We start from the raw sequence: 20,936 nt of genomic DNA, 5'->3' as shown, positions 1-20,936 counted from the left end.
ATTTGTTGACTATGTAGTCAGCTAAAATAGAATCCTACAGATATATATAAATGTCGCATTCCAGCAAACTGTACCTGTTCGGCGAAAATGAGGCTAAAAGCCATGATTCTCATGGTTTGTAGCAACTATTACCGGCTAATGCCCGACTATTCACAACGGCGAGGGCGAAACTACCAAAAAACCGAAATACACCTTTAACCACTTGTATTTAAATAAGTTATCTCAAGGCATTGCGACAATCAGTCACAGGGTGACTTGTAGTTAATTTTTCGTCACCCGTCATAATCCCTTGAAGGCCGTAAAGTTCGCCTGCAAAATGCCGCGCCCCGCTGTCATTTCAGCGGGATCGTGCTGATCGGCCGCCCCAGATGCGCCACTCACGGTGCGCTGGCCTTTTTACAATAAGATCAAAAGCAAAAAGATCATGCAGGAGATTTCACGTGCACATTGGTGTTCCTCTCGAAACCCAGACCGGTGAAACGCGGGTGGCTGCCACCCCGGAAACCATCAAGAAGCTGATCGGCCAGGGCCATAAGGTCACTGTACAAAGCGGGGCGGGCATTAAAGCCAGCATCGTCGACAGTGCCTATGAAACGGCAGGTGCAACCATTGGCAGCGCCAGCGATGCATTTGGCGCGGAGCTGATCCTTAAAGTGGTTGCCCCCAGCGACAGCGAACTGACGCTGATCAAAAGCGGCACCGTGCTGGTGGGCATGCTCAATCCGTTCAGCAATGAAACCATCGCCAAGCTGGCCGAGCAGGGCATCACGGCCTTCGCGCTCGAAGCCGCGCCGCGGACTTCGCGGGCCCAGAGCCTGGACGTGCTGTCGTCCCAGGCCAACATCGCCGGTTACAAGGCCGTGTTGCTCGCCGCCCATCATTACCCACGCTTCATGCCGATGCTGATGACTGCCGCCGGTACGGTAAAAGCCGCACGCGTGTTGATCCTCGGCGCTGGCGTCGCGGGCCTGCAGGCCATCGCCACGGCGAAACGCCTGGGTGCAGTGATCGAAGCGTCTGACGTGCGCCCGGCCGTGAAGGAGCAGATCGAATCCCTCGGCGCCAAGTTCGTCGACGTGCCTTATGAGACCGACGAAGAGCGTGAATGCGCCGTCGGCGTCGGCGGTTACGCACGCCCGATGCCGACCAGCTGGATGCAACGCCAGGCCCTGGCGGTCCACGAACGCGCCAAGCAGGCCGACATCGTCATCACCACCGCCCTGATCCCGGGCCGCAAGGCTCCGACCCTGCTCAGCGCCGACACGGTTGCCCAGATGAAGCCAGGCTCAGTGGTGATCGACCTTGCCGCAGCCCAGGGCGGCAACTGCCCGCTGACCGTCGCCGACCAGGTGGTGGTGGAAAACGGCGTGATCATTTGCGGCCCGACCAACCTGGCGGGTGCCGTCGCCGCCGACGCATCGGCCCTGTATGCGCGCAACCTGCTGGACTTCCTGAAGCTGGTCTTCAACAAGGAAGGGCAGTTTGAAATCAACCTCGAAGACGACATCGTCGCCGCGTGCCTGATGTGCCGCGACGGCCAAGTCATCCGCAAAAACGCCTAAGCAGGGATTCAGACGATGGAAGAGCTTATCTCCCCCGGTATCTACAACCTGATCATCTTCGTGCTGGCGATTTATGTCGGTTACCACGTGGTCTGGAACGTTACCCCCGCACTGCACACGCCGTTGATGGCGGTGACCAACGCAATCTCGGCGATCGTGATCGTCGGCGCCATGCTGGCCGCTGCGCTGACCGTGACTCCGCTGGGCAAGACCATGGGCACCCTGGCCGTGGCCCTGGCGGCCGTCAACGTGTTCGGCGGCTTCCTGGTGACTCGCAGGATGCTTGAGATGTTCAAGAAGAAAGCCCCGAAAGTAAAAGAAGAGGCGCCGAAGTAATGAGCATGAATCTTGTCACGACGCTCTATCTGATCGCGTCGATCTGTTTCATCCAGGCCCTCAAAGGCCTGTCGCATCCGACCACTTCGCGGCGCGGCAACCTGTTCGGCATGCTCGGCATGGCGCTGGCGGTGCTCACCACCGTGGGCCTCATCTATAAGCTGGGCGCTGAGCTTGCCACTGCCGGCATCGGCTACGTGATCGTGGGCCTGCTGATCGGCGGCACCGCCGGCTCGATCATGGCCAAGCGCGTGGAAATGACCAAGATGCCGGAACTGGTCGCCTTCATGCACAGCATGATCGGCCTGGCCGCGGTGTTTATCGCCATTGCCGCCGTGGTCGAACCGCAATCCCTGGGCATCGTCAAACACCTGGGCGATGCGATCCCGGCCGGTAACCGCCTGGAACTGTTCCTCGGTGCCGCCATCGGCGCCATCACCTTCTCCGGTTCGGTGATCGCCTTCGGCAAGCTGTCGGGCAAGTACAAGTTCCGCCTGTTCCAAGGCGCACCGGTACAGTTCGGCGGCCAGCACAAACTGAACCTGGTGCTCGGCCTGACTACATTGGGGCTCGGCCTGACCTTCATGTTCACCGGCAACCTCTCTGCCTTCGCGCTGATGCTGGCCCTGGCGTTCGTGCTGGGCGTGCTGATCATCATCCCGATCGGCGGCGCCGACATGCCGGTAGTGGTGTCGATGCTCAACAGCTACTCCGGCTGGGCTGCGGCAGGGATCGGCTTCTCGCTGAACAACTCGATGCTGATCATCGCCGGCTCGCTGGTGGGCTCCAGCGGTGCGATCCTGTCCTACATCATGTGCAAGGCGATGAACCGCTCCTTCTTCAACGTGCTGCTCGGCGGTTTCGGCAATGCGCCGGATGCCGGTGCGGCGGCCGGTTCGAAAGAAGCGCGCCCGGTGAAGTCCGGCTCGGCCGACGACGCCACGTTCCTGCTGACCAACGCCGATACCGTGATCATCGTGCCGGGCTATGGCCTGGCAGTGGCACGGGCACAGCATGCGCTGAAGGAACTGACCGAGAAGCTGACCCACCGTGGCGTGACCGTGAAGTACGCGATCCACCCGGTGGCCGGCCGCATGCCCGGACACATGAACGTATTGCTGGCCGAGGCCGAAGTGCCTTACGACCAGGTGTTCGAGATGGAAGACATCAACTCCGAATTCGGCCAGGCTGACGTAGTACTGGTGCTCGGCGCGAACGACGTGGTCAACCCAGCCGCCAAGAACGATCCGAACTCGCCGATTGCCGGCATGCCGATCCTCGAAGCGTTCAAGGCCAAGACCATCATCGTCAACAAGCGCTCGATGGCCAGCGGCTATGCCGGCCTGGACAACGAGCTGTTCTACCTGGACAAAACCATGATGGTCTTCGGCGACGCCAAGAAGGTTATCGAAGACATGGTCAAGGCTGTCGAGTAACACTGCGCCAGCGCAATACCCGAAACCCTGGCCTGCAGTAGGCTAGGGTTTTTTATTGCAGCATGAAAACCGACCAAAGGCCCTAAATCGCTGCCCGGCATTCGACCATGGTAGCGGGCCGAAAACTTTTGAAATCACTAAACTGCGCACCTTGCCTCCGTATCTCGAGATAACAATCCATGTACCGTGATCGTATCCGCTTGCCTTCGCTGTTGAACAAGGTCATGAGCGCGGCTGATGCCGCCGCACTGATCGAGGACGGCATGACCGTCGGGATGAGCGGCTTTACCCGTGCGGGTGAAGCCAAAGCCGTCCCTCAAGCTCTGGCCGAACGTGCCAAGACGTCGCCGCTGAAAATCACCCTGATGACCGGCGCCAGCCTGGGCAACGATCTCGACAAGCAACTGACCGAAGCCGGCGTACTGTCGCGACGCATGCCGTTCCAGGTCGACAGCACCCTGCGCAAGGCGATCAATGCCGGCGAGGTGATGTTCATCGACCAGCATTTGTCGGAAACCGTCGAACAACTGCGCAACAACCAGCTCAAGCTGCCTGACATTGCCGTGATCGAAGCCGTTGCGATCACCGAACAAGGCCATATCGTGCCGACCACTTCCGTGGGCAACTCGGCCAGTTTCGCGATTTTCGCCAAGCAAGTGATCGTCGAGATCAACATGGCGCACAACCCGAACCTGGAAGGCCTGCACGACATCTACATCCCGACCTATCGGCCGACGCGCACGCCGATCCCGCTGGTAAAAGTCGACGACCGCATTGGCAGCACCGCGATCCCGATTCCGCCGGAGAAGATCGTCGCCATCGTGATCACCAACAAGGCTGACTCGCCTTCCACAGTGACGCCGCCGGACGCCGACACCCAAGGCATCGCCAGCCACCTGATCAACTTCCTCAAGCAGGAAGTGGACGCCGGCCGCATGACCAACAAGCTCGGCCCGCTGCAGGCCGGGATCGGCAACATCGCCAACGCCGTGATGTGTGGCTTGATCGATTCGCCGTTCGAAGACCTGACCATGTATTCGGAAGTGCTGCAGGACTCGACGTTCGACCTGATTGACGCCGGCAAGCTGAGCTTCGCCTCCGGCAGTTCGATCACCTTGTCGGAGCGGCGCAACAGCAACGTGTTCGGCAACCTGGAGCACTACAAGGACAAACTGGTGCTGCGCCCGCAAGAAATTTCCAACCACCCTGAAGTGGTTCGTCGCCTGGGCATCATCGCGATCAACACCGCGCTGGAGTTCGACATCTACGGCAACGTCAACTCCACGCACGTGTGCGGGACGCGGATGATGAACGGGATCGGCGGCTCGGGCGACTTCGCGCGTAACGCGCACCTGGCAATCTTCGTGACCAAGTCGATTGCCAAGGCCGGGGCGATTTCCAGCGTGGTGCCGATGGTCAGCCACGTCGACCACACCGAGCACGACGTCGACATCCTGGTGACCGAAGTGGGCCTCGCCGACTTGCGTGGCCTGGCGCCACGGGAGCGCGCACGGGTGATCATCGACAACTGCGTGCATCCGGACTACCGCGATGCGTTGAACAAATACTTCAACGCCGCTTGCGCGATTGGTGGCCACACCCCTCACGTCCTGCGCGAAGCCCTGAGCTGGCACATTAACCTGGAAGAAACCGGGCACATGCTCAAGGATTGATCGATACACAACCGAGCTGATGCACACAGTTTCATCAGCTCGGTTGCACCACCCTCCTTTCTGTAAAAAACTGTACTGCTGTACCGGTCTTTTCCTACCGAAATATCCCACACCCTTCTTCTAAAATGCCATTTTTGCACTGTTTCAGTGCGGACAGGTACAGTTGCCCCATTTCCGTACAGTACAGCCGCTATAAACAGTTAACTGGCCCCTCACAATACAGGTGAACTGTATCTAGAGAGTCTTGCGCGGGAGGAGGATCATTGGCATCAGTTAAACCACTACCTAATCCCGCCACAAGCGGAAGGATGTCATCATGGAACGTACACTCAGTTCCGATCTGTTCTTTGAAGAAAAAGCTGTAAGCACCCAGGCTTCCCTGCCTCTGCGCGTTATCGCCAACCTGATGCTGTGGCAGCGCCGCATCTCCAGCCGCCATCAACTGGCTCGTCTGGATTCGCGTCTGCTGGCTGACGCAGGTATCAGCGAAGCACAACGCTACGAAGAGCTGAGCAAGCCGTTCTGGCGCTAATGAGCGCTCGCTGGCCCTGACCCACCGGGTCCACAGCCAGCAACCTGATTCGTTAAGCAAAGCCCGCCCCGGGTCACCGGAGGCGGGCTTTGTTGTGTCTGGGCCCGGGTGTTTTCGGCCCCGAACAGATCGCTTGCAAAGCAACCAGTACAGTTAAACTATTATAACAATTAGGCAGTACAATTTAGCGCCGGTGTATCTGTATCGGTCGAAACGATCCGCTCAACATGGTCTTCCAAAAAAAAGACCCTGTAAGGCGCTCCCCATGCACCCACAAACCCCGCGCACCACGTTGTTACGCCGCACCGTCGCCACGCTCGCCAGGTGGCGGCAACAGGCCCGAGAACGACACCAACTGGCCCAGCTCGACCCGCGAGAGCTGTCCGACGCGGGTATCAGCCCCAGCGAGCGCCAGGTCGAGCTGTCCAAGCCGTTCTGGCGTGACTAGACAGTCAAGACGCTTTTCGAATGGACAGGCCGCGGCTTAATATCCGGTCACCACGTGGCGAACCGTGTAGAACGGGCGTCTGATGCTCAATGGCATCCACATCCGTTTCACAGTGGCCGCTGCGCGTGACCTTATTTGTTCATCTACAGGAGTAACCCCATGTCCCGTCTTCGCCTGCTGAGTGCCGCCGCCCTGTTGGCCCTCGCCGCCAACGCCCATGCGTCCAGCCTCATCGTGACGACCGACTCGATCGTCGGCGCATTGAAAGCCACCTCCGATGCCAGTTCCGATGCCACCTCCTCCCTGCGTGACAACAAGGTCGTGCGCGCCGCCCGTGACGACGCCGCCAGCTTCGTCGCCAGCCAAGGCGCCATTCGTGGGGTCAAACTGGAAAGCGCTCTGGCACAGATCCGCCAGCAAGCGCCACAACTGAGCGCTGCGACAGACGCACAACTGGCCCAGGCCATTCTGGCCATCTGAAAACCCGTCGGAACAAGGGAGCGCCAGCCGCTCCCGGATGCCTCGACGCTGGCTCTCGCCCGGGCATTGCGCTAGCCTTGGCGCTCGCTTTCAGTTGTCGAGTCCCATGGCTTTTTCATACCGCCTAGTGCTGGTTCCCGTGATGTTTGCTGCCGGCTGGTCGCCATTGGCTTCGGCCTTTGATCTGTCCACCCAGAGCACTGTGGTGAGCGCTTATGCCACCAGCAAAGTGACCTCCGCGCCGTTTGACCGAAAGTGGGTGCTGGCCGCCCAGGATGACGCTGCCGCATTCATTGCCACTGACGGCCGATGGCGGGGGGCTCGGCTGGAATCAGCGCTGGATCGTCTGCGCCGCAGCCAACCAAAACTTAACGCCAGCGACCTTGAACTGGCGCAAGCAATTCTCGTCCAATAATCATCTTTGTATTTCGGAGTCATTCCATGCGTAGCCCGCTGATCGCCGCCGCTCTCGGCCTGCTGTTGTTGACCGATGTCGCCCACGCGCAGACCTTGAAGGCCACCAGTAACATCATCGTCCGCGCCTCCGCGCGCACCATTGATTTCACCTCGGACACCACCACCTCCATCCGCGACTCCAAAATCGTGCGCGAAGCCCACGATGACGCCGCCAGCTTCGTCGCCAGCAACGGCGAGATCCGTGGCGCACAACTCGAAGCCGCCTTCGACACCCTGCGCACCCGCCTGCCGGAAGCCCGTGATGCCAGCGACCAGACCCTCGCCGAAGCCATTCTCGCGCTGTGAGGCGTCTCATCGCCTGGCTCCTGGCCGGGGCTGTGCTGTTGTGTGCCGGCGCAGCCCAGGCCAGCCTGCAACTGCGGCTCATTACCGAAGGTTTGAGCCCAGCCGAACAGCAGGCCAGCCAGGCGTTGCTCGATGAAGCGCTGCGCTCACTGCCGCCGCGCTTCATCGAACAGTTGGACCGGCGCATCGATGTCGGCTGGACCGACAAGATGCCCGCCAACGCCTACGGCCAGGCCTCCCTGGTGTCCGAGCTGGACCTCAACCGCAACCTGCTCGCCAGCCTGACCGACGGCAGCGCCGCCACCCGCAAGACCAACCGCCCCCACGGCACCGTGCGCCGGGAAATGCTCGCCACCGTGCTGCATGAACTGACCCACATCTACGACCGTGCGCGCCTGTGGCCCAGCGCCGAGCGCGCGCTGATCCGACGCTGCAGCCGCCAGAACAACATCACCGGCCTGGTCGGACTGCCCGATCAATGCCGTGGCCAGAACGACCGCCGCTTCACCCTCAGCGACGACCCGCGCCTGCTCGACCTCGCCGGCTGGCCGCAATACGTCGGCCGCCGCGGTGAGCGCGAGCAGCACAACCGCCAGGTCGCGCGCAGCCCGGACCTCTACGAAACCAGCAGCCCGCTGGAGTTCGTCGCGGTCAACATGGAATATTTCCTCCTCGACCCGAGCTACGCCTGCCGCCGCCCCGCGCTGTTCCGCTATTACAAGGAACACTTTGGCTGGGCGCCGCCCGCGCAAGACACCTGCGCCAAGACCTACGCCTTCCTCAACGCCGGCAACGATTTCGCCAAGACGCCCCTGGGCCATGTCGACCCGGAACGGGTCTACGAAATCGATTACCTGCTCGCCGAAGCCAACCAGAACCTGGTCAGTCGCTGGGGCCACAGCATGTTGCGCCTGGTGATCTGCGCGCCTGGGCGCCCTCGCGGCCCGGACTGTCGGCTGGATCTGGACCAGCATCTGGTGTTGTCCTACCGCGCCTTTGTCGGTGACGTACAACTGTCGAGCTGGGACGGCCTGGTGGGCAAGTACCCGTCACGGCTGTTCGTGTTGCCGCTGGCCCAGGTCATCGACGAGTACACCAAGACCGAGTTGCGCGGCCTCGCCTCGGTGCCGCTGAAGCTGACGCGCCGGGAGATCGAGGACACCGTCGAACACGCGGCCGAAATGCATTGGAGCTACGACGGCAACTACTTCTTCCTGTCCAACAACTGCGCGGTCGAAGGCCTGAAACTGTTACGCAGCGGCAGCGCCAACCCGCAACTGACCGGTCTGGACAACATCACGCCCAACGGGCTGCTGGAGGTCCTGCAGGCGCGCGGCCTGGCCGATACCAGCGTGTTGAACGACAAGCGCGAGGCGCTGCGCCTGGGCTATCACTTCGACTCGTTCCGCGAGCGCTACCAAGCGATGTTCGACGTGCTGCGCAAGCGCCTGCCGATCCAGCAGACCCAGGTCGAAGACTGGCTGTCCCTGAGCGCGCAAGAGCGCCGCCACTGGTTCGAGCAGGCCGACCTGCGCACCAGCGCCGCATTACTGCTGCTGGAACAGGCAAGCTTTCGCAAGCAATTGATGCTGGCCCAGGACGAAGTCAAACAACGCTACCTCGGCGCCCGCGAGCTGAAAAATGGCGGCATGGAGAAAGCCAACGCCACGCTGCAGCAGATTCTCGCCAACAGCGGCTTCCTCAGCCGCCCGGCAGAACTGCTGGGCAGCGGTGGCTACGGCTTGCCGCAACCTTCGGAGTCCAAGCGGCTGGAATCGGAAAGTGCCGAGCGCCAGAAACAGCTGCAATCCCTGACCGGCGAACTGGATAAAGAGGTGAGGGCGCTGCTGGACCCGTCCCGCGCCGCCGAGATTGCCGCGTGTGAAGCCAACCTCAAGCAGGTTGGCGAACATCTGCGCAAACTGCACAAAGCAGCGGGCGGCCTCGAATTGCCCTGAAAATTTGCGCATACACCAGCTGAATGTGGGAGCAAGCCCCCTCCCACATGTTGATCTGCGCAGGCCTGGAGACCGTGTGTCATTTCCACCTCACCTGTTTGATCAACGAAAGCTGGCTGAAAGCTTACGCGTCTAGGATCGCCCCCACTGCCGGCAACAGACCGGCTGTTAACAACAACAATGGTGATTCCCGATGTCCGCTCGCTCCCGCCTGTTCGCCCCCACTCCACCCGTAAGCCTCGTGCCTCTCGTTCTGCGCTGACCCCACCCGGTTCGCCATTCCTTAGCCGCGCTACGCCTGGAGTATTCCTATGCTGACTTTCCTTGGCTTTGCCATGGTCATCACGTTCATGTTCCTGATCATGACCAAGCGCCTGTCCGCGCTGATCGCCCTGATCATCGTGCCGATTCTGTTCGCGCTGTTCGGCGGTTTTGCGCCGAAGATCGGCCCGATGATGCTCGAAGGCATCACCAAGCTCGCGCCGACCGGCGTGATGCTGATGTTCGCCATCCTCTACTTTGCCCTGATGATCGACTCCGGCCTGTTCGACCCGGCCGTGCGCAAGATCCTCAAGATGGTCAAGGGCGACCCGCTGAAAGTCTCGGTCGGCACCGCCGTGCTGGCCTTGGTGGTGTCCCTCGACGGTGACGGCGCCACCACCTACATGATCTGCGTGGCCGCGATGCTGCCGCTGTACCAGCGCATCGGCATGAGCCCGCGGATCATGGCCGGCCTGATCATCCTCGCCGGTGGCGTGATGAACATGACGCCCTGGGGCGGCCCGACCGCTCGCGCCGCGAGTGCGCTGCATGTGGACCCGTCAGACATCTTCGTCCCGATGATCCCGGCCATGGCCGCCGGCGTGGTCGCGATCCTGGTGATCGCTTACATGTACGGCAAGCGCGAACGTGCGCGCCTGGGTGAACTGCACCTGCAGGGCGACGAGATCGATCACAGCGAAATCAGCGTGTCGCAATACCCGGATGCCCGCCGTCCGAAGCTGATCTGGTTCAACGGCGTGCTGACCCTGGCGCTGATGTGTACGTTGATCGCCGGCCTGTTGCCACTGCCGGTGCTGTTCATGGTGGCGTTCAGTATCGCGATGATCGTCAACTACCCGTGCCTGCAACAGCAGAAAGACCGCGTCGCCGCCCATGCCGGCAGCGTACTGGCCGTGGTGGGGTTGATCTTCGCTGCAGGGATTTTCACCGGCATCCTGTCGGGCACCGGCATGGTCGACGCCATGTCCAAGAGCCTGCTGGCGGTCATTCCAGAAGCCCTGGGCCCTTACCTGGCGGTGATCACCGCACTGGTGAGCATGCCGTTCACCTTCTTCATGTCCAACGATGCGTTCTACTATGGCGTACTGCCGGTGCTGGCCGAAGCCGCCAGTCACTATGGCATCACCGCCGTAGAAATGGCCCGCGCTTCCATCGTCGGCCAACCCGTACACTTGCTCAGCCCGTTGGTGCCATCGACTTACCTGCTGGTGGCCCTGGCCGGTATCGAATTCGGCGATCACCAGCGCTTCACCCTGAAGTGGGCAGTGCTGGTGTGCCTGTGCATAATGTTCGCGGCGTTGCTGATGGGGATTTTTCCGCTGTTCAGCACTCTATAATCGTACCGACTCACCGCGCGGCGCTGCAGCTGGCGCGGTTTAACACTCGCTTAAAGGAATACACATGGAATGGCTGACCAATCCGGAAATCTGGATTGCCTTCTTCACCCTGACGGCCCTCGAGATCGTTCTGGGCATCGATAACATCATCATGATTTCGATCCTGGTCAGCCGCATGCCCAAGCACATGCAGGCGCGTACCCGGATCTTCGGCCTGGCCCTGGCCATGGTCACGCGAATCCTGTTGCTGCTGTCCATCACTTGGGTCATGCGCCTGACCGACGACCTGTTCGTGGTCTTCGGCCAGGGCATTTCCGGGCGCGACCTGATCCTGTTCTTCGGTGGTTTGTTCCTGCTGTGGAAAAGCTCCCAGGAGATGTACCACGCCCTGGAAGGTGAAGACGAAACCCACGAAGAGCCCAAAGGCGCCGGTGGCAAGTTCATCTACACCATCATCCAGATCGCGATCATCGACATCGTGTTCTCCCTGGACTCGGTGATCACTGCCGTCGGCATGGTGTCCCACGTGCCGGTGATGATCGCGGCGATCGTGGTCGCGGTGCTGGTGATGATGGCAGCGGCCGGCACCATCAGTGACTTCATCGACAAGCACCCGTCGCTGAAGATGCTGGCGCTGTCGTTCCTGGTAGTGGTGGGTACCGTGCTGATCGCCGAATCCTTCGACGTGCATGTGCCTAAAGGCTACGTCTACTTCGCCATGGCGTTCTCGCTGGCGGTGGAAGCGGTGAACATCAAGATGCGTACCGCCATCGCGAAAAAGAAGAAACAGCAGGACCCTGTGAAACTGCGCAAGGACATTCCGGGTCAATAATCTTGATCCGCTGCTGAAATGGGGCGTTCGCGCCCCATTTTTTCATCTGCACAAAACTGACTTCATGACAGTTTTGTTTCAAACCCGACTTTAGCTATGCGATGCTGGCGCACAGCCCTTTCGCCAACTACAGCTTAAGTACAAGACGTAGAACGGCACGCGGCAATTCTCATTGGCTCCTGTTGGAGCCCACCCACACGGGGGGCCGAGCATGCTGACCTTGCTCAATCTGCTTTCCGCCGTGACCCTGCTGATCTGGGGCACGCATATCGTCCGTACCGGCATCCTGCGGGTCTACGGTTCCAACCTGCGCCACGTCATCGGGCAAAACATGTCCAAGCGCTGGCTGGCGTTCGTCGCCGGTATCCTGGTGACGGCCATGGTGCAGAGCAGCAACGCCACCGCCATGCTGGTCACATCGTTTGTCGGCCAGGGCCTGATGGGGCTGATGCCTGCCCTGGCGACCATGCTCGGCGCCGACGTCGGGACGGCGCTGATGGCCCGGGTGCTCACCCTGGACCTGTCCTGGCTGTCGCCGCTGCTGATCTTTCTCGGGGTGATCTTCTTCCTCTCGCGCAAGCAGACACGGGCCGGGCAATTGGGTCGGGTCGGGATCGGCCTCGGGCTGATCATCCTCGCCCTGCAGTTGATCGTCGAAGCCGCCGGGCCGATTACCCACGCACAGGGCGTGAAGGTGCTGTTCGCCTCACTGACCGGCGACATCCTGCTCGATGCGCTGGTCGGCGCGTTGTTCGCGATGATTTCCTACTCCAGCCTCGCCGCCGTACTGCTGACCGCCACCCTGGCCGGCGCCGGAGTGATCGGCTTGCACGTGGCCATCGGCCTGGTGATCGGCGCCAACATCGGCAGCGGCGTGCTGGCCTTCCTCAGCACCAACATGCAGAACGCCGCCGGACGCCAGGTGGCCCTGGGCAGCCTGTTGTACAAATTGATCGGCCTGTTGCTGATCATCCCGGTGCTCGACCCGCTCGTGTTGTGGATGGACAGCCTGGATTACAGCGCCCAAGGCATGGTCATCAGCTTCCACCTGCTCTACAACGTCAGTCGCTGCCTGATCCTGCTGCCGAGCATCGGCCCGATGGCCCGGGTCTGCGCGTGGTTGCTGCCCGAACGGGAAGAGGCCAACGGCAAGGCCACGCCGCGCCACCTGGACCTCGCCGCCCTGGCCACGCCAAGCCTGGCGCTGGCCAACGCGGTGCGGGAAACCCTGCGCCTGGGCGACCTGATCGACAACATGCTCACCGCAATGCTCGAAGTGCTGCGCGGCAAACAGACGGCCATCACCCAGGAAATGCGCAGCCTCAGCGACGACGTCGAGGCGCTCTACAGCGCGATCAAACTCTACCTGGCGCAAATGCCCCGCGAAGACCTCAGCGAACAGGACAACCGCCGCTGGGCCGAGATCATCGAGCTGTCGATCAACCTGAAACTGGCCGGCGACCTGATCGAACGCATGCTGCGCAAAGTCCAGCAGCAGAAAACGTCCCAGCGTCGCCAGTTCTCCGAAGTGGGCCTGGAAGAACTCACCGGCCTGCACAGCCAACTGATTGCCAACCTGCGCCTGGGCCTGTCGGTATTCCTCAGTGCCGACCCGGAAAGCGCACGCCAATTGCTGCGCGAGAAACGCCGCTTCCGCGCCCAGGAGCGGCGCCTGGCCCATGCCCACGTCAGTCGCCTGCAACGCAAGATCGTACAGAGCCTGGAGACCAGTTCCCTGCATTTGGAACTGATTGCCGACATGAAACGCTTGAACTCATTGTTTTGCAGCAGTGCTTATGTAGTCTTGGAAACGTCCGACACCGGCGCGCTGTCCGCCGAAGATATTGCCGACATCACACATTCGCCCTGAACGTAAGACGGCCGCTGAAGTCAGTTAACACTGACCTCACTCGCCAGGAAGCCAGTTATGCGTCGCCTGTTACTCGCCTGCCTGCTCATGGGCTCTGCACACGCCTTTGCCTTTGACCGCCTGCACGTCGAGGGTTACACCTTGCCCAACGGCCTGCAACTGCTGCTCAAACCGGGCACCGAACGCGGGCATGTGGCGATTCGCCTGGTGGTCGGCGTGGGCCTGGATGACTTCCGTTGCGAAGACAAGGAACTGCCGCACCTGCTCGAACACTTGTTGTTCAGCGGTATCGACGGCGGCGGCGAAGGCGACCTCGAAGAACGCATGCAAGCCCTGGGCGGCGAGTGGAACGCCTACACCAGCAACGCCGACACCACCTTCGTGATCGAGGCGCCCGCGCAAAACCAGCGCAAGGTCCTGGACCTGCTGCGGGCGATCCTCACCCGCACCGAACTGACCGATGCCCATATCAATGCCGCCAAGCAGGTGGTCGAGCGCGAAGACGGCGGCCATTACTCGCACCTGCAACGCCTGCTGGACCGCCAGGACCTGGGCCACACCGCCAGCAACCAATTGGCGGTCGAACTGGGCCTCAAGTGCGCCGAACGCGCCGAGGCCGGCCAGTTGACCCGCGACCAGTTGGAGCAACTGCGCAAAAACTGGTACGCCCCCAACAACATGACGCTGATCATCGTCGGCGACCTCGACAAACTGCTGCCGGCCTATCTGGAACGCACTTATGGCCAACTTGTCCCGGTCGAGCCCACCGAGCATCTGGCCCTGCCGGAAATCCAGCACGCCGCCGCCAACCGCCGTGACCTGATCCATGGCTGGGTCGGCAACGGCGCCAAACTGCACTGGTTGTTCCCCGAGCCGGTACTCGACGACCAGCATGACGAAACCTACAACCTGCTCAAGGACTACCTCGACTGGGCGCTGTATCGCCAACTGCGCCTCAAGCACGGTTTGTCCTACGGCCCGTGGAGCGAACGCGAAGTGCTCGGCGGCGTCGGTTTCCTCAGCCTGAATGCCGACCTCGAACGGGAAAACCTCGCCGAAGCCGAACAGGTGTTGCAAGACCTCACGGCCCAACTGCTCAAGGACGGCCTCGACCCGGCGGCATTCGCCCGCCTGCAAAACGCCGCCATCGCACGCCAGGCCTGGGCCGTGCAGGGCAACAGCGCGCTGGCCGACTATTACTGGAGCGCCTCGGGCGACTACGACAACGGTCACTTCAGCGACCCGGTCAAACGCATCAAGGCCGTGAGCCTGACGCAGACCAACCAGGCCATGCGCCAACTCTTCAAGCAGCCGGGCTATTGGCGCATCGAGAAACCGCTGCTGAGCTACGACATGCTGAACTGGATCGGCGCCGGTGTGCTCGGGCTGATCGCGATTGGAGTGATCGGCGTGCGCAGTTATCGCAAACGGATCGCGTAATGAGGCACCGCACCCAGGGCTAAGACGTTATTCTGTCTGGGATTTTTCCTACAAAGACTGTGACCGCCGAATGCCGAACCTGAACCACTACATCCAGCGCATCCTCGAACTGATGAAGCGCTACCCAGGGGTGATTGCACTCGGCGGTTTCATCTCGGGGGTGAGCAGCTTCATTCTGGTGGACCGCCAGCAGGGCATGGCCAGCTGGATCGCGGTGATCATGCTGGTGAGCTGGCTGTGGCTGATGCTGGAAAACAGCTTTACCCAGCTGTTCACCAAACTCTTCAAGCGCGAAATCCCCGAACCGCTGCTGCGTTACGCCACCCAGATGATCCACCAGGAAAGTCTGTTTTTCGTGCTGCCGTTCTTTTTCATCACCACCACCTGGAACAGCGGCCAATCGATCTTCACCGGGCTGCTCGGCGCGGCGGCGCTGGTGTCAATCACCGACCCGCTGTATTACAAGTGGCTGGCGCCCAAACGCTCGCTGTTCCTCGCCTTGCACACCTTGACCCTGTTCGCCGCGCTGCTCACCGCGCTGCCGATCATCCTGCACCTGACCACCGCCGAGAGTTACAAGCTGGCCCTCGGCGTGGCCATGGTCCTGTCGATCCCGAGCCTGGCCGTAAGCCTGCCGCTGCGCAGCGTCAAAGGCTGGGCGATGCTGCTCGGGGTCACGGCCGCGATTGGCTGTGCCGGATGGTTCCTACGCAGTTGGGTTCCACCGGCCACCTTGTGGATGACCGAAGTGGCGATCAGCACCCAGTTGCAAGACCGCACACCCGGCGACGATCTCAAAGAGGTCAGCGCCGACCAACTGCGCAGCGGCGGGCTGTATGCCTATACCGCGATCAATGCCCCGCGCGGGCTGGATGAGCGGATCTACCATGTGTGGAAATTCAACGGCCAGGAAGTCGACCGCATCGCCCTGGATATCCACGGCGGGCGCAAGGAAGGCTACCGCGCCTGGACCCACAAGCAGAACTTCCCGGCCGACTCCGTGGGGCGCTGGCAAGTCCGGGTGCTGACCGAGGACGGGCAGGTGATCGGTGTGCTGCGCTTCAAAGTGACTGACACAGCACAAACGGACAACCCAAAGTAAGCTGTATCGTGCTATTACGTAGGCATTGTGGATAGCCAGACAAGCTCGGAGCTTATGACCACTCGTACCTCGGCCGGCACAGCCCACCTCGATACGTCCACCGCCCCCCCGTTACTCAGGATTACGGGGGACTGGACGCTTGCCCACTACACAAATCTGAAGAAGCTGTCGGACAAACTCGACGGCCAATACGACGCCGGCGCCCGCATCGACCTCAATGGCCTCGGTGCCCTCGACACAGCCGGCGCCTCACTGCTGGTGGAGCTGCTGGGCCCGGACCGCATCGAGCAATCTGCCGAGCAGACCGATTGCAGCCTGTCCGCCGCCGACCGCGCGCTGCTCAAGACCGTCTACCGCTCCCTGAACGATTTCTGCGTACCGGAAAAAGCGCCGGAAGAAGCCGCCGGCATCCAGTTGCTGGCGCGCATCGGTGCCGCGGTGGACACAGTGTGGCTGGACAGCAAGCAACTGCTGGGCTTTATCGGCCTGATCCTGGAAACCTTCGCCCGCAGCATTTTCCGGCCCAAGCGCTGGCGCGTGACGCCGATGGTTGCGCATATCGAACAGACCGGCCTCGACGCCGCGCCCATCGTCGCCTTGCTGACGTTTCTGGTGGGCGCCGTGGTGGCATTCCTCGGTGCCACGGTACTCAAGAGCTTTGGCGCGACAATTTTCACCGTGGACCTGGTGGCGTTCTCCTTCCTACGGGAATTCGGCGTCTTGCTCACCGCGATCCTGATCGCCGGCCGCACCGCCAGTGCCTTTACCGCACAGATCGGCTCGATGAAGGCCAACGAAGAAATCGACGCAATCCGCACCCTGGGCCTGGACCCGATGGAGTTGCTGGTATTGCCTCGGGTACTGGCACTGCTGGTGTCGCTGCCGATGCTGACGTTCCTGGCGATGCTCTCGGGGATTGTCGGCGGCGGGGTGGTGTGTGCGCTGACTCTGGATATTTCACCGGCGATGTTCCTCTCGCTGCTGCAGTCGGACATTGGCGTGAAGCATTTCCTGGTGGGCATGGTGAAAGCGCCGTTCTTCGCCTTCCTGATCGCCGCCATCGGTTGCCTGGAAGGCTTCAAGGTCAGCGGCAGCGCCGAGTCGGTCGGCGCCCATACCACCTCCAGCGTGGTGCAATCGATTTTTGTGGTGATCGTGCTCGATGCAGTCGCCGCGCTGTTCTTCATGGAGATGAGCTGGTGAGTCGCCGACCCCGAGCGCCCAGCGAGGCGGTGATCGAAGTCCGTGGGCTGTGCAATCGCTTTGGCAGCCAGAGCGTGCATGAAAACCTCGACCTGGATCTGTACAAGGGCGAAATCCTCGCCGTGGTCGGCGGTTCCGGCAGCGGCAAGTCGGTGCTGTTGCGCAGCATCGTCGGCCTGCGCCGGCCCAGCGCAGGCGAGGTACGGGTATTCGGCAAGGACTTGTCGAACCTGCCGGAGCATGAGCGCTCCCTGGTGGAACGACGCTTTGGCGTACTGTTCCAGAAGGGCGCGCTGTTTTCCTCGCTGACGGTGATCGAGAACGTCGCGCTGCCGCTGATCGAACACGCCGGCCTGAGCCGCGCCGACGCCGAGCACCTGGCTGCGGTCAAACTGGCCCTGGCCGGGTTGCCGTTGTCGGCGGCCGACAAATACCCGGCGTCGCTGTCCGGCGGCATGATCAAGCGTGCAGCCCTGGCCCGTGCCCTGGCGCTGGACCCGGACATCCTGTTCCTCGACGAACCCACCGCCGGGCTCGACCCGATCGGCGCCGCGCAATTCGACCAACTGATCCTGACCCTGCGCGATGCGCTGGGCTTGAGTGTGTTCCTGGTCACCCATGACCTGGACACGCTGTACACCATCACCGACCGCGTGGCGGTGCTGGCGCAGAAGAAAGTGCTGGTGGCCGATGCCATCGATGTCGTCTCGGAAACCGACGACGCCTGGATTCACGAATATTTCCACGGCCCCCGGGGCCGCGCGGCATTGGATGCCGCTCAACCGCTCAACGAGGTATGACATGGAAACCCGAGCCCATCATGTGATGATCGGTCTGTTCAGCGTGATTGTGGTGGTCGGCGCGATGCTGTTCGGCCTGTGGCTGGCCAAGTCCAGCGTCGACACCGCGTTCCAGGATTACGAAGTGATTTTCAACGAGGCGGTCAGCGGCCTGTCCCAGGGCAGCTCGGTGCAGTACAGCGGGATCAAGGTGGGCGATGTCATCAGCCTGCGCCTGGACCCCAAAGACCCGCGCCGCGTGCTCGCGCGCATCCGCCTCTCCGGGCAGACGCCGATCAAGGAAGACACCCAGGCCAAACTGGCGCTGACCGGCATCACTGGCACATCGATCATCCAGCTCAGCGGCGGCACACCGCAAAGCCCGAAACTCAAGGGCAAGGACGGCAACCTGCCGGAGATCATTGCCTCGCCATCGCCAATCGCGCGGTTGCTGACCAACAGCAACGACCTGATGACCAGCATCAACCTGCTGCTGCACAACGCCAACGAAATGTTCTCCGCGCAGAATGTCGAGCGCATCAGCAACACCCTGGACCACCTGGAACAAACCACCGGCGCGATTGCCGAACAGCGCGGTGATATCAAGGTGGTGATGCAGCAACTGATGCAGGTCAGCAAGCAGGCCGGTGCCGCCCTGGAGCAGACCACTGCGCTGATGCGCAATGCCAACGGCCTGCTCAACGATCAAGGCAAGCAGGTCTTCGGCAGCGCCGAACAAGCGATGAAATCCCTTGAGCAAAGCACCGCGACCATCAATACCTTGCTGACCGATAACAAGGACTCGGTGAACAGCGGCATGCAGGGCCTCAACGAACTGGCGCCGGCCGTGCGCGAACTGCGCGAAACCCTCGGTTCGCTGCGCGCCATCTCCCGCCGCCTGGAAGCCAACCCCAGCGGTTACCTGCTGGGCAGCGACAAGAACAAGGAGTTCACGCCATGAAGCGTGCTTACCAACTGATCGCCCCCGTGGCCCTGGCGCTGGTCAGCGCGTGCTCGATCCTGCCCAGCCCCAACCCGTCCGACGTCTATCGCTTGGCCTCGGCCCCGGCGACCACCCAAGCGGCGCCGGTAGCCTGGTCGCTGCGCGTGACCAAGCCGCAGACCAGCGAGTTCCTCGACAGCTCGCGCATTGCCGTGGTGCCCCAGGGTGATCTGATCAGCAGCTACGCCAACTCACGCTGGAGCGACCCGGCGCCGGTGCTGCTGCGTAACCGCTTCATGGATGGCTTCCAGCGCGATGGCCGGGTGACACTGCTGAGCAGCGACGAGACCAACCTGCAGGCCGACTACGAGTTGGGCGGGCAATTGCAGGCGTTCCAGAGCGAATACCGCGGCAACGCGGTGGAGGTGGTGATCCGCCTGGATGCGCGGCTGGTGCGCGGCAGTGATCAGCGGATCATTGCCAGCCGCCGGTTTGAAGTGCGCCAGCCGGTCGGCGACAACAAAGTACCGGCGGTGGTGGCCGGGTTTGGGCAGGCGGGGGATCAGTTGAACAAGCAGGTGGTGGATTGGGTGGTGGCGCAGGGCAACACTGCGCCGAAGCGCTGAGGGCCTCATCGGGAGCAAGCTCCCTCCCACAGTTGACCGCGTTTCGTCAGGATGAATACGGTTGAGTGTGGGAGGGAGCTCGCTCCCGATAGCCATCCAAGCCTTAACCGAAAAACCAGTAGCACACCGCAATCGCCGCCACCACACCAGCAAACTCCGCCAGCAATGCACAACCCACCGCATGCCTTGCCCGCTGGATGCCCACCGAGCCGAAATACACCGCCAACACATAGAAGGTGGTCTCGGTACTGCCCTGAACCGTCGCCGCCACCAACGCCGGGAAGCTGTCGACGCCCTGGGTCTGCATGGTCTCGATCAACATCGCCCGTGCGGCACTGCCGGAGAACGGCTTGACCATCGCGGTCGGCAGCGCGTCGACGAAGCGCGTGTCCAGGCCGGTCCAGGCCACCACATGACGAATGCCTTCCAGGCCAAAGTCCAGCGCGCCGGACGCACGCAACACGCCCACCGCGCAAAGCATCGCCACCAGGTATGGCAGCAGGTTCTTGGCGACGTCGAAGCCCTCTTTGGCCCCTTCGACAAACGCCTCGTACACCTTCACCTTGCGCAACGCGCCGACCAGCAGGAACAGCATGATCAGACCAAACAGCGTCAGGTTGCCGAGGATCGACGACAGCCCGGCCAGCGCCGTGGCGGACAAGGTTGCCAGCAATGCCATGAAGCCGCCCAGCAGCAGTGCGCCCGGGATCAAATAGGCCAGCACCACCGGGTCCCACAGCCGCAGGCGCTGCATCACCGCCACCGAGAGCAAGCCCGTCAGGGTCGACGCGCTGGTGGCCAGCAGGATCGGCAGGAACACCAGCGTCGGGTCGGCCGCGCCTTGCTGGGCGCGGTACATGAAGATGGTCACCGGCAACAGCGTCAGCGAGGACGCGTTGAGCACCAGGAACAGAATCTGCGCGTTACTCGCGGTATTGGGGATCGGGTTGAGTTCCTGCAACGCCTTCATGGCTTTCAGGCCGATGGGCGTGGCGGCGTTGTCCAGGCCCAGGCCGTTGGCGGCGAAGTTGAGGGTGATCAGGCCGATGGCCGGGTGGCCGGCCGGCACTTCCGGCATCAGCCGGCGGAACAGGGGGCCCAGGGCCTTGGCCAACCAATTGACGATCCCGGCCTTTTCGGCGATGCGCAAAAACCCCAGCCATAACGTCAGGGTGCCGAACAGCAACACCATGACCTCCACCGACAATTTGGCCATGGCGAAAATGCTTTCCACCATCGCCGCAAAAATCCCGGCGTTACCGCCCACCAGCCATTGCGCCAGTGCTGACACCATTGCCACGACAAAGAAGCCAAGCCACAGGCCATTGAGCATCA

20 protein-coding genes are annotated in these 20,936 nt (G+C 61.9%); 19 read left to right on the top strand and 1 reads right to left on the bottom strand.

Translation table 11 applies throughout. The features are described from left to right. Positions 1 to 440 precede the first annotated feature (440 nt). The 19 genes from LQ249_RS01535 to LQ249_RS01445 all read left to right on the top strand — a co-directional run bounded on the left by LQ249_RS01535 (position 441) and on the right by LQ249_RS01445 (position 19,601). Positions 441 to 1,562 (top strand): Re/Si-specific NAD(P)(+) transhydrogenase subunit alpha, encoded by a 1,122-nt coding sequence (locus LQ249_RS01535; RefSeq protein WP_046381520.1) that lies wholly within the window; start codon positions 441 to 443, stop codon positions 1,560 to 1,562. Between the two features lie 15 nt (positions 1,563 to 1,577). Next, positions 1,578 to 1,898, top strand: a complete 321-nt coding sequence (locus LQ249_RS01530; protein ID WP_003187417.1) for an NAD(P) transhydrogenase subunit alpha — start codon at positions 1,578 to 1,580, stop codon at positions 1,896 to 1,898. Next, on the top strand, positions 1,898 to 3,334 hold the full coding sequence (locus LQ249_RS01525; RefSeq protein WP_017849056.1) for an NAD(P)(+) transhydrogenase (Re/Si-specific) subunit beta: 1,437 nt from the start codon (positions 1,898 to 1,900) through the stop codon (positions 3,332 to 3,334). Before LQ249_RS01530 ends, LQ249_RS01525 begins: the two co-directional genes overlap by 1 nt. 179 nt (positions 3,335 to 3,513) lie before the next feature. Further along, entirely contained in the window at positions 3,514 to 5,007 is a 1,494-nt protein-coding gene (locus LQ249_RS01520) for an acetyl-CoA hydrolase/transferase family protein (RefSeq protein WP_017849055.1), read from the top strand. A gap of 316 nt (positions 5,008 to 5,323) precedes the next feature. Beyond that, positions 5,324 to 5,539: a DUF1127 domain-containing protein gene (locus LQ249_RS01515; RefSeq protein WP_017849054.1), complete on the top strand. Its 216-nt coding sequence runs from the start codon at positions 5,324 to 5,326 to the stop codon at positions 5,537 to 5,539. A gap of 265 nt (positions 5,540 to 5,804) precedes the next feature. Further along, the gene (locus LQ249_RS01510) at positions 5,805 to 5,987 is read left to right on the top strand and encodes a DUF1127 domain-containing protein (protein WP_232566131.1); all 183 of its coding nucleotides are present in this window, start codon (positions 5,805 to 5,807) and stop codon (positions 5,985 to 5,987) included. Positions 5,988 to 6,146: 159 nt separating this feature from the next. Continuing rightward, positions 6,147 to 6,467 (top strand): DUF2388 domain-containing protein, encoded by a 321-nt coding sequence (locus tag LQ249_RS01505; protein ID WP_017849052.1) that lies wholly within the window; start codon positions 6,147 to 6,149, stop codon positions 6,465 to 6,467. Positions 6,468 to 6,573: 106 nt separating this feature from the next. Further along, on the top strand, positions 6,574 to 6,882 hold the full coding sequence (locus LQ249_RS01500) for a DUF2388 domain-containing protein (protein WP_046381522.1): 309 nt from the start codon (positions 6,574 to 6,576) through the stop codon (positions 6,880 to 6,882). A 26-nt stretch (positions 6,883 to 6,908) separates the two neighbouring features. After that, the gene (locus LQ249_RS01495) at positions 6,909 to 7,229 is read left to right on the top strand and encodes a DUF2388 domain-containing protein (RefSeq protein ID WP_057004952.1); all 321 of its coding nucleotides are present in this window, start codon (positions 6,909 to 6,911) and stop codon (positions 7,227 to 7,229) included. Further along, the gene (locus LQ249_RS01490; protein ID WP_057004951.1) at positions 7,226 to 9,187 is read left to right on the top strand and encodes a DUF7844 domain-containing protein; all 1,962 of its coding nucleotides are present in this window, start codon (positions 7,226 to 7,228) and stop codon (positions 9,185 to 9,187) included. Before LQ249_RS01495 ends, LQ249_RS01490 begins: the two co-directional genes overlap by 4 nt. A gap of 311 nt (positions 9,188 to 9,498) precedes the next feature. Further along, complete coding sequence (locus LQ249_RS01485; protein ID WP_017849048.1) at positions 9,499 to 10,806, top strand: CitMHS family transporter; 1,308 nt, start codon at positions 9,499 to 9,501, stop codon at positions 10,804 to 10,806. Between the two features lie 64 nt (positions 10,807 to 10,870). Then, the gene (locus LQ249_RS01480; protein ID WP_017849047.1) at positions 10,871 to 11,638 is read left to right on the top strand and encodes a TerC family protein; all 768 of its coding nucleotides are present in this window, start codon (positions 10,871 to 10,873) and stop codon (positions 11,636 to 11,638) included. Between the two features lie 211 nt (positions 11,639 to 11,849). Next, positions 11,850 to 13,508 (top strand): Na/Pi cotransporter family protein, encoded by a 1,659-nt coding sequence (locus LQ249_RS01475; RefSeq protein ID WP_126589231.1) that lies wholly within the window; start codon positions 11,850 to 11,852, stop codon positions 13,506 to 13,508. A gap of 57 nt (positions 13,509 to 13,565) precedes the next feature. Further along, positions 13,566 to 14,948 carry a M16 family metallopeptidase gene (locus LQ249_RS01470; protein WP_046381525.1) on the top strand — a complete coding sequence of 461 codons (1,383 nt, stop codon included), beginning with the start codon at positions 13,566 to 13,568 and terminating at the stop codon, positions 14,946 to 14,948. A 70-nt stretch (positions 14,949 to 15,018) separates the two neighbouring features. Next, the gene (locus tag LQ249_RS01465; RefSeq protein ID WP_046381526.1) at positions 15,019 to 16,050 is read left to right on the top strand and encodes a DUF5924 family protein; all 1,032 of its coding nucleotides are present in this window, start codon (positions 15,019 to 15,021) and stop codon (positions 16,048 to 16,050) included. Positions 16,051 to 16,104: 54 nt separating this feature from the next. Then, complete coding sequence (locus tag LQ249_RS01460; RefSeq protein ID WP_046381527.1) at positions 16,105 to 17,253, top strand: ABC transporter permease; 1,149 nt, start codon at positions 16,105 to 16,107, stop codon at positions 17,251 to 17,253. Beyond that, positions 17,250 to 18,053, top strand: a complete 804-nt coding sequence (locus tag LQ249_RS01455; protein ID WP_046381528.1) for an ABC transporter ATP-binding protein — start codon at positions 17,250 to 17,252, stop codon at positions 18,051 to 18,053. The genes LQ249_RS01460 and LQ249_RS01455 overlap by 4 nt, the downstream gene beginning before the upstream one ends. A gap of 1 nt (position 18,054) precedes the next feature. Next, positions 18,055 to 18,993 (top strand): MlaD family protein, encoded by a 939-nt coding sequence (locus LQ249_RS01450; protein WP_046381529.1) that lies wholly within the window; start codon positions 18,055 to 18,057, stop codon positions 18,991 to 18,993. Continuing rightward, entirely contained in the window at positions 18,990 to 19,601 is a 612-nt protein-coding gene (locus LQ249_RS01445) for an ABC-type transport auxiliary lipoprotein family protein (protein WP_177033575.1), read from the top strand. The genes LQ249_RS01450 and LQ249_RS01445 overlap by 4 nt, the downstream gene beginning before the upstream one ends. Positions 19,602 to 19,704: 103 nt before the next feature. Here the strand turns inward: LQ249_RS01445 and LQ249_RS01440 are convergent, their stop codons facing one another. After that, the gene (locus LQ249_RS01440; RefSeq protein WP_017849039.1) at positions 19,705 to 20,934 is read right to left on the bottom strand and encodes a nucleoside recognition domain-containing protein; all 1,230 of its coding nucleotides are present in this window, start codon (positions 20,932 to 20,934) and stop codon (positions 19,705 to 19,707) included. Between the last annotated feature and the right edge of the window lie 2 nt (positions 20,935 to 20,936).

The sequence above is a fragment of the Pseudomonas sp. 7-41 genome, from assembly GCF_021233075.1.
In the GTDB taxonomy this organism is placed as follows: domain Bacteria; phylum Pseudomonadota; class Gammaproteobacteria; order Pseudomonadales; family Pseudomonadaceae; genus Aquipseudomonas; species Aquipseudomonas veronii.
This window is presented reverse-complemented; position numbering and strand designations above follow the sequence as displayed.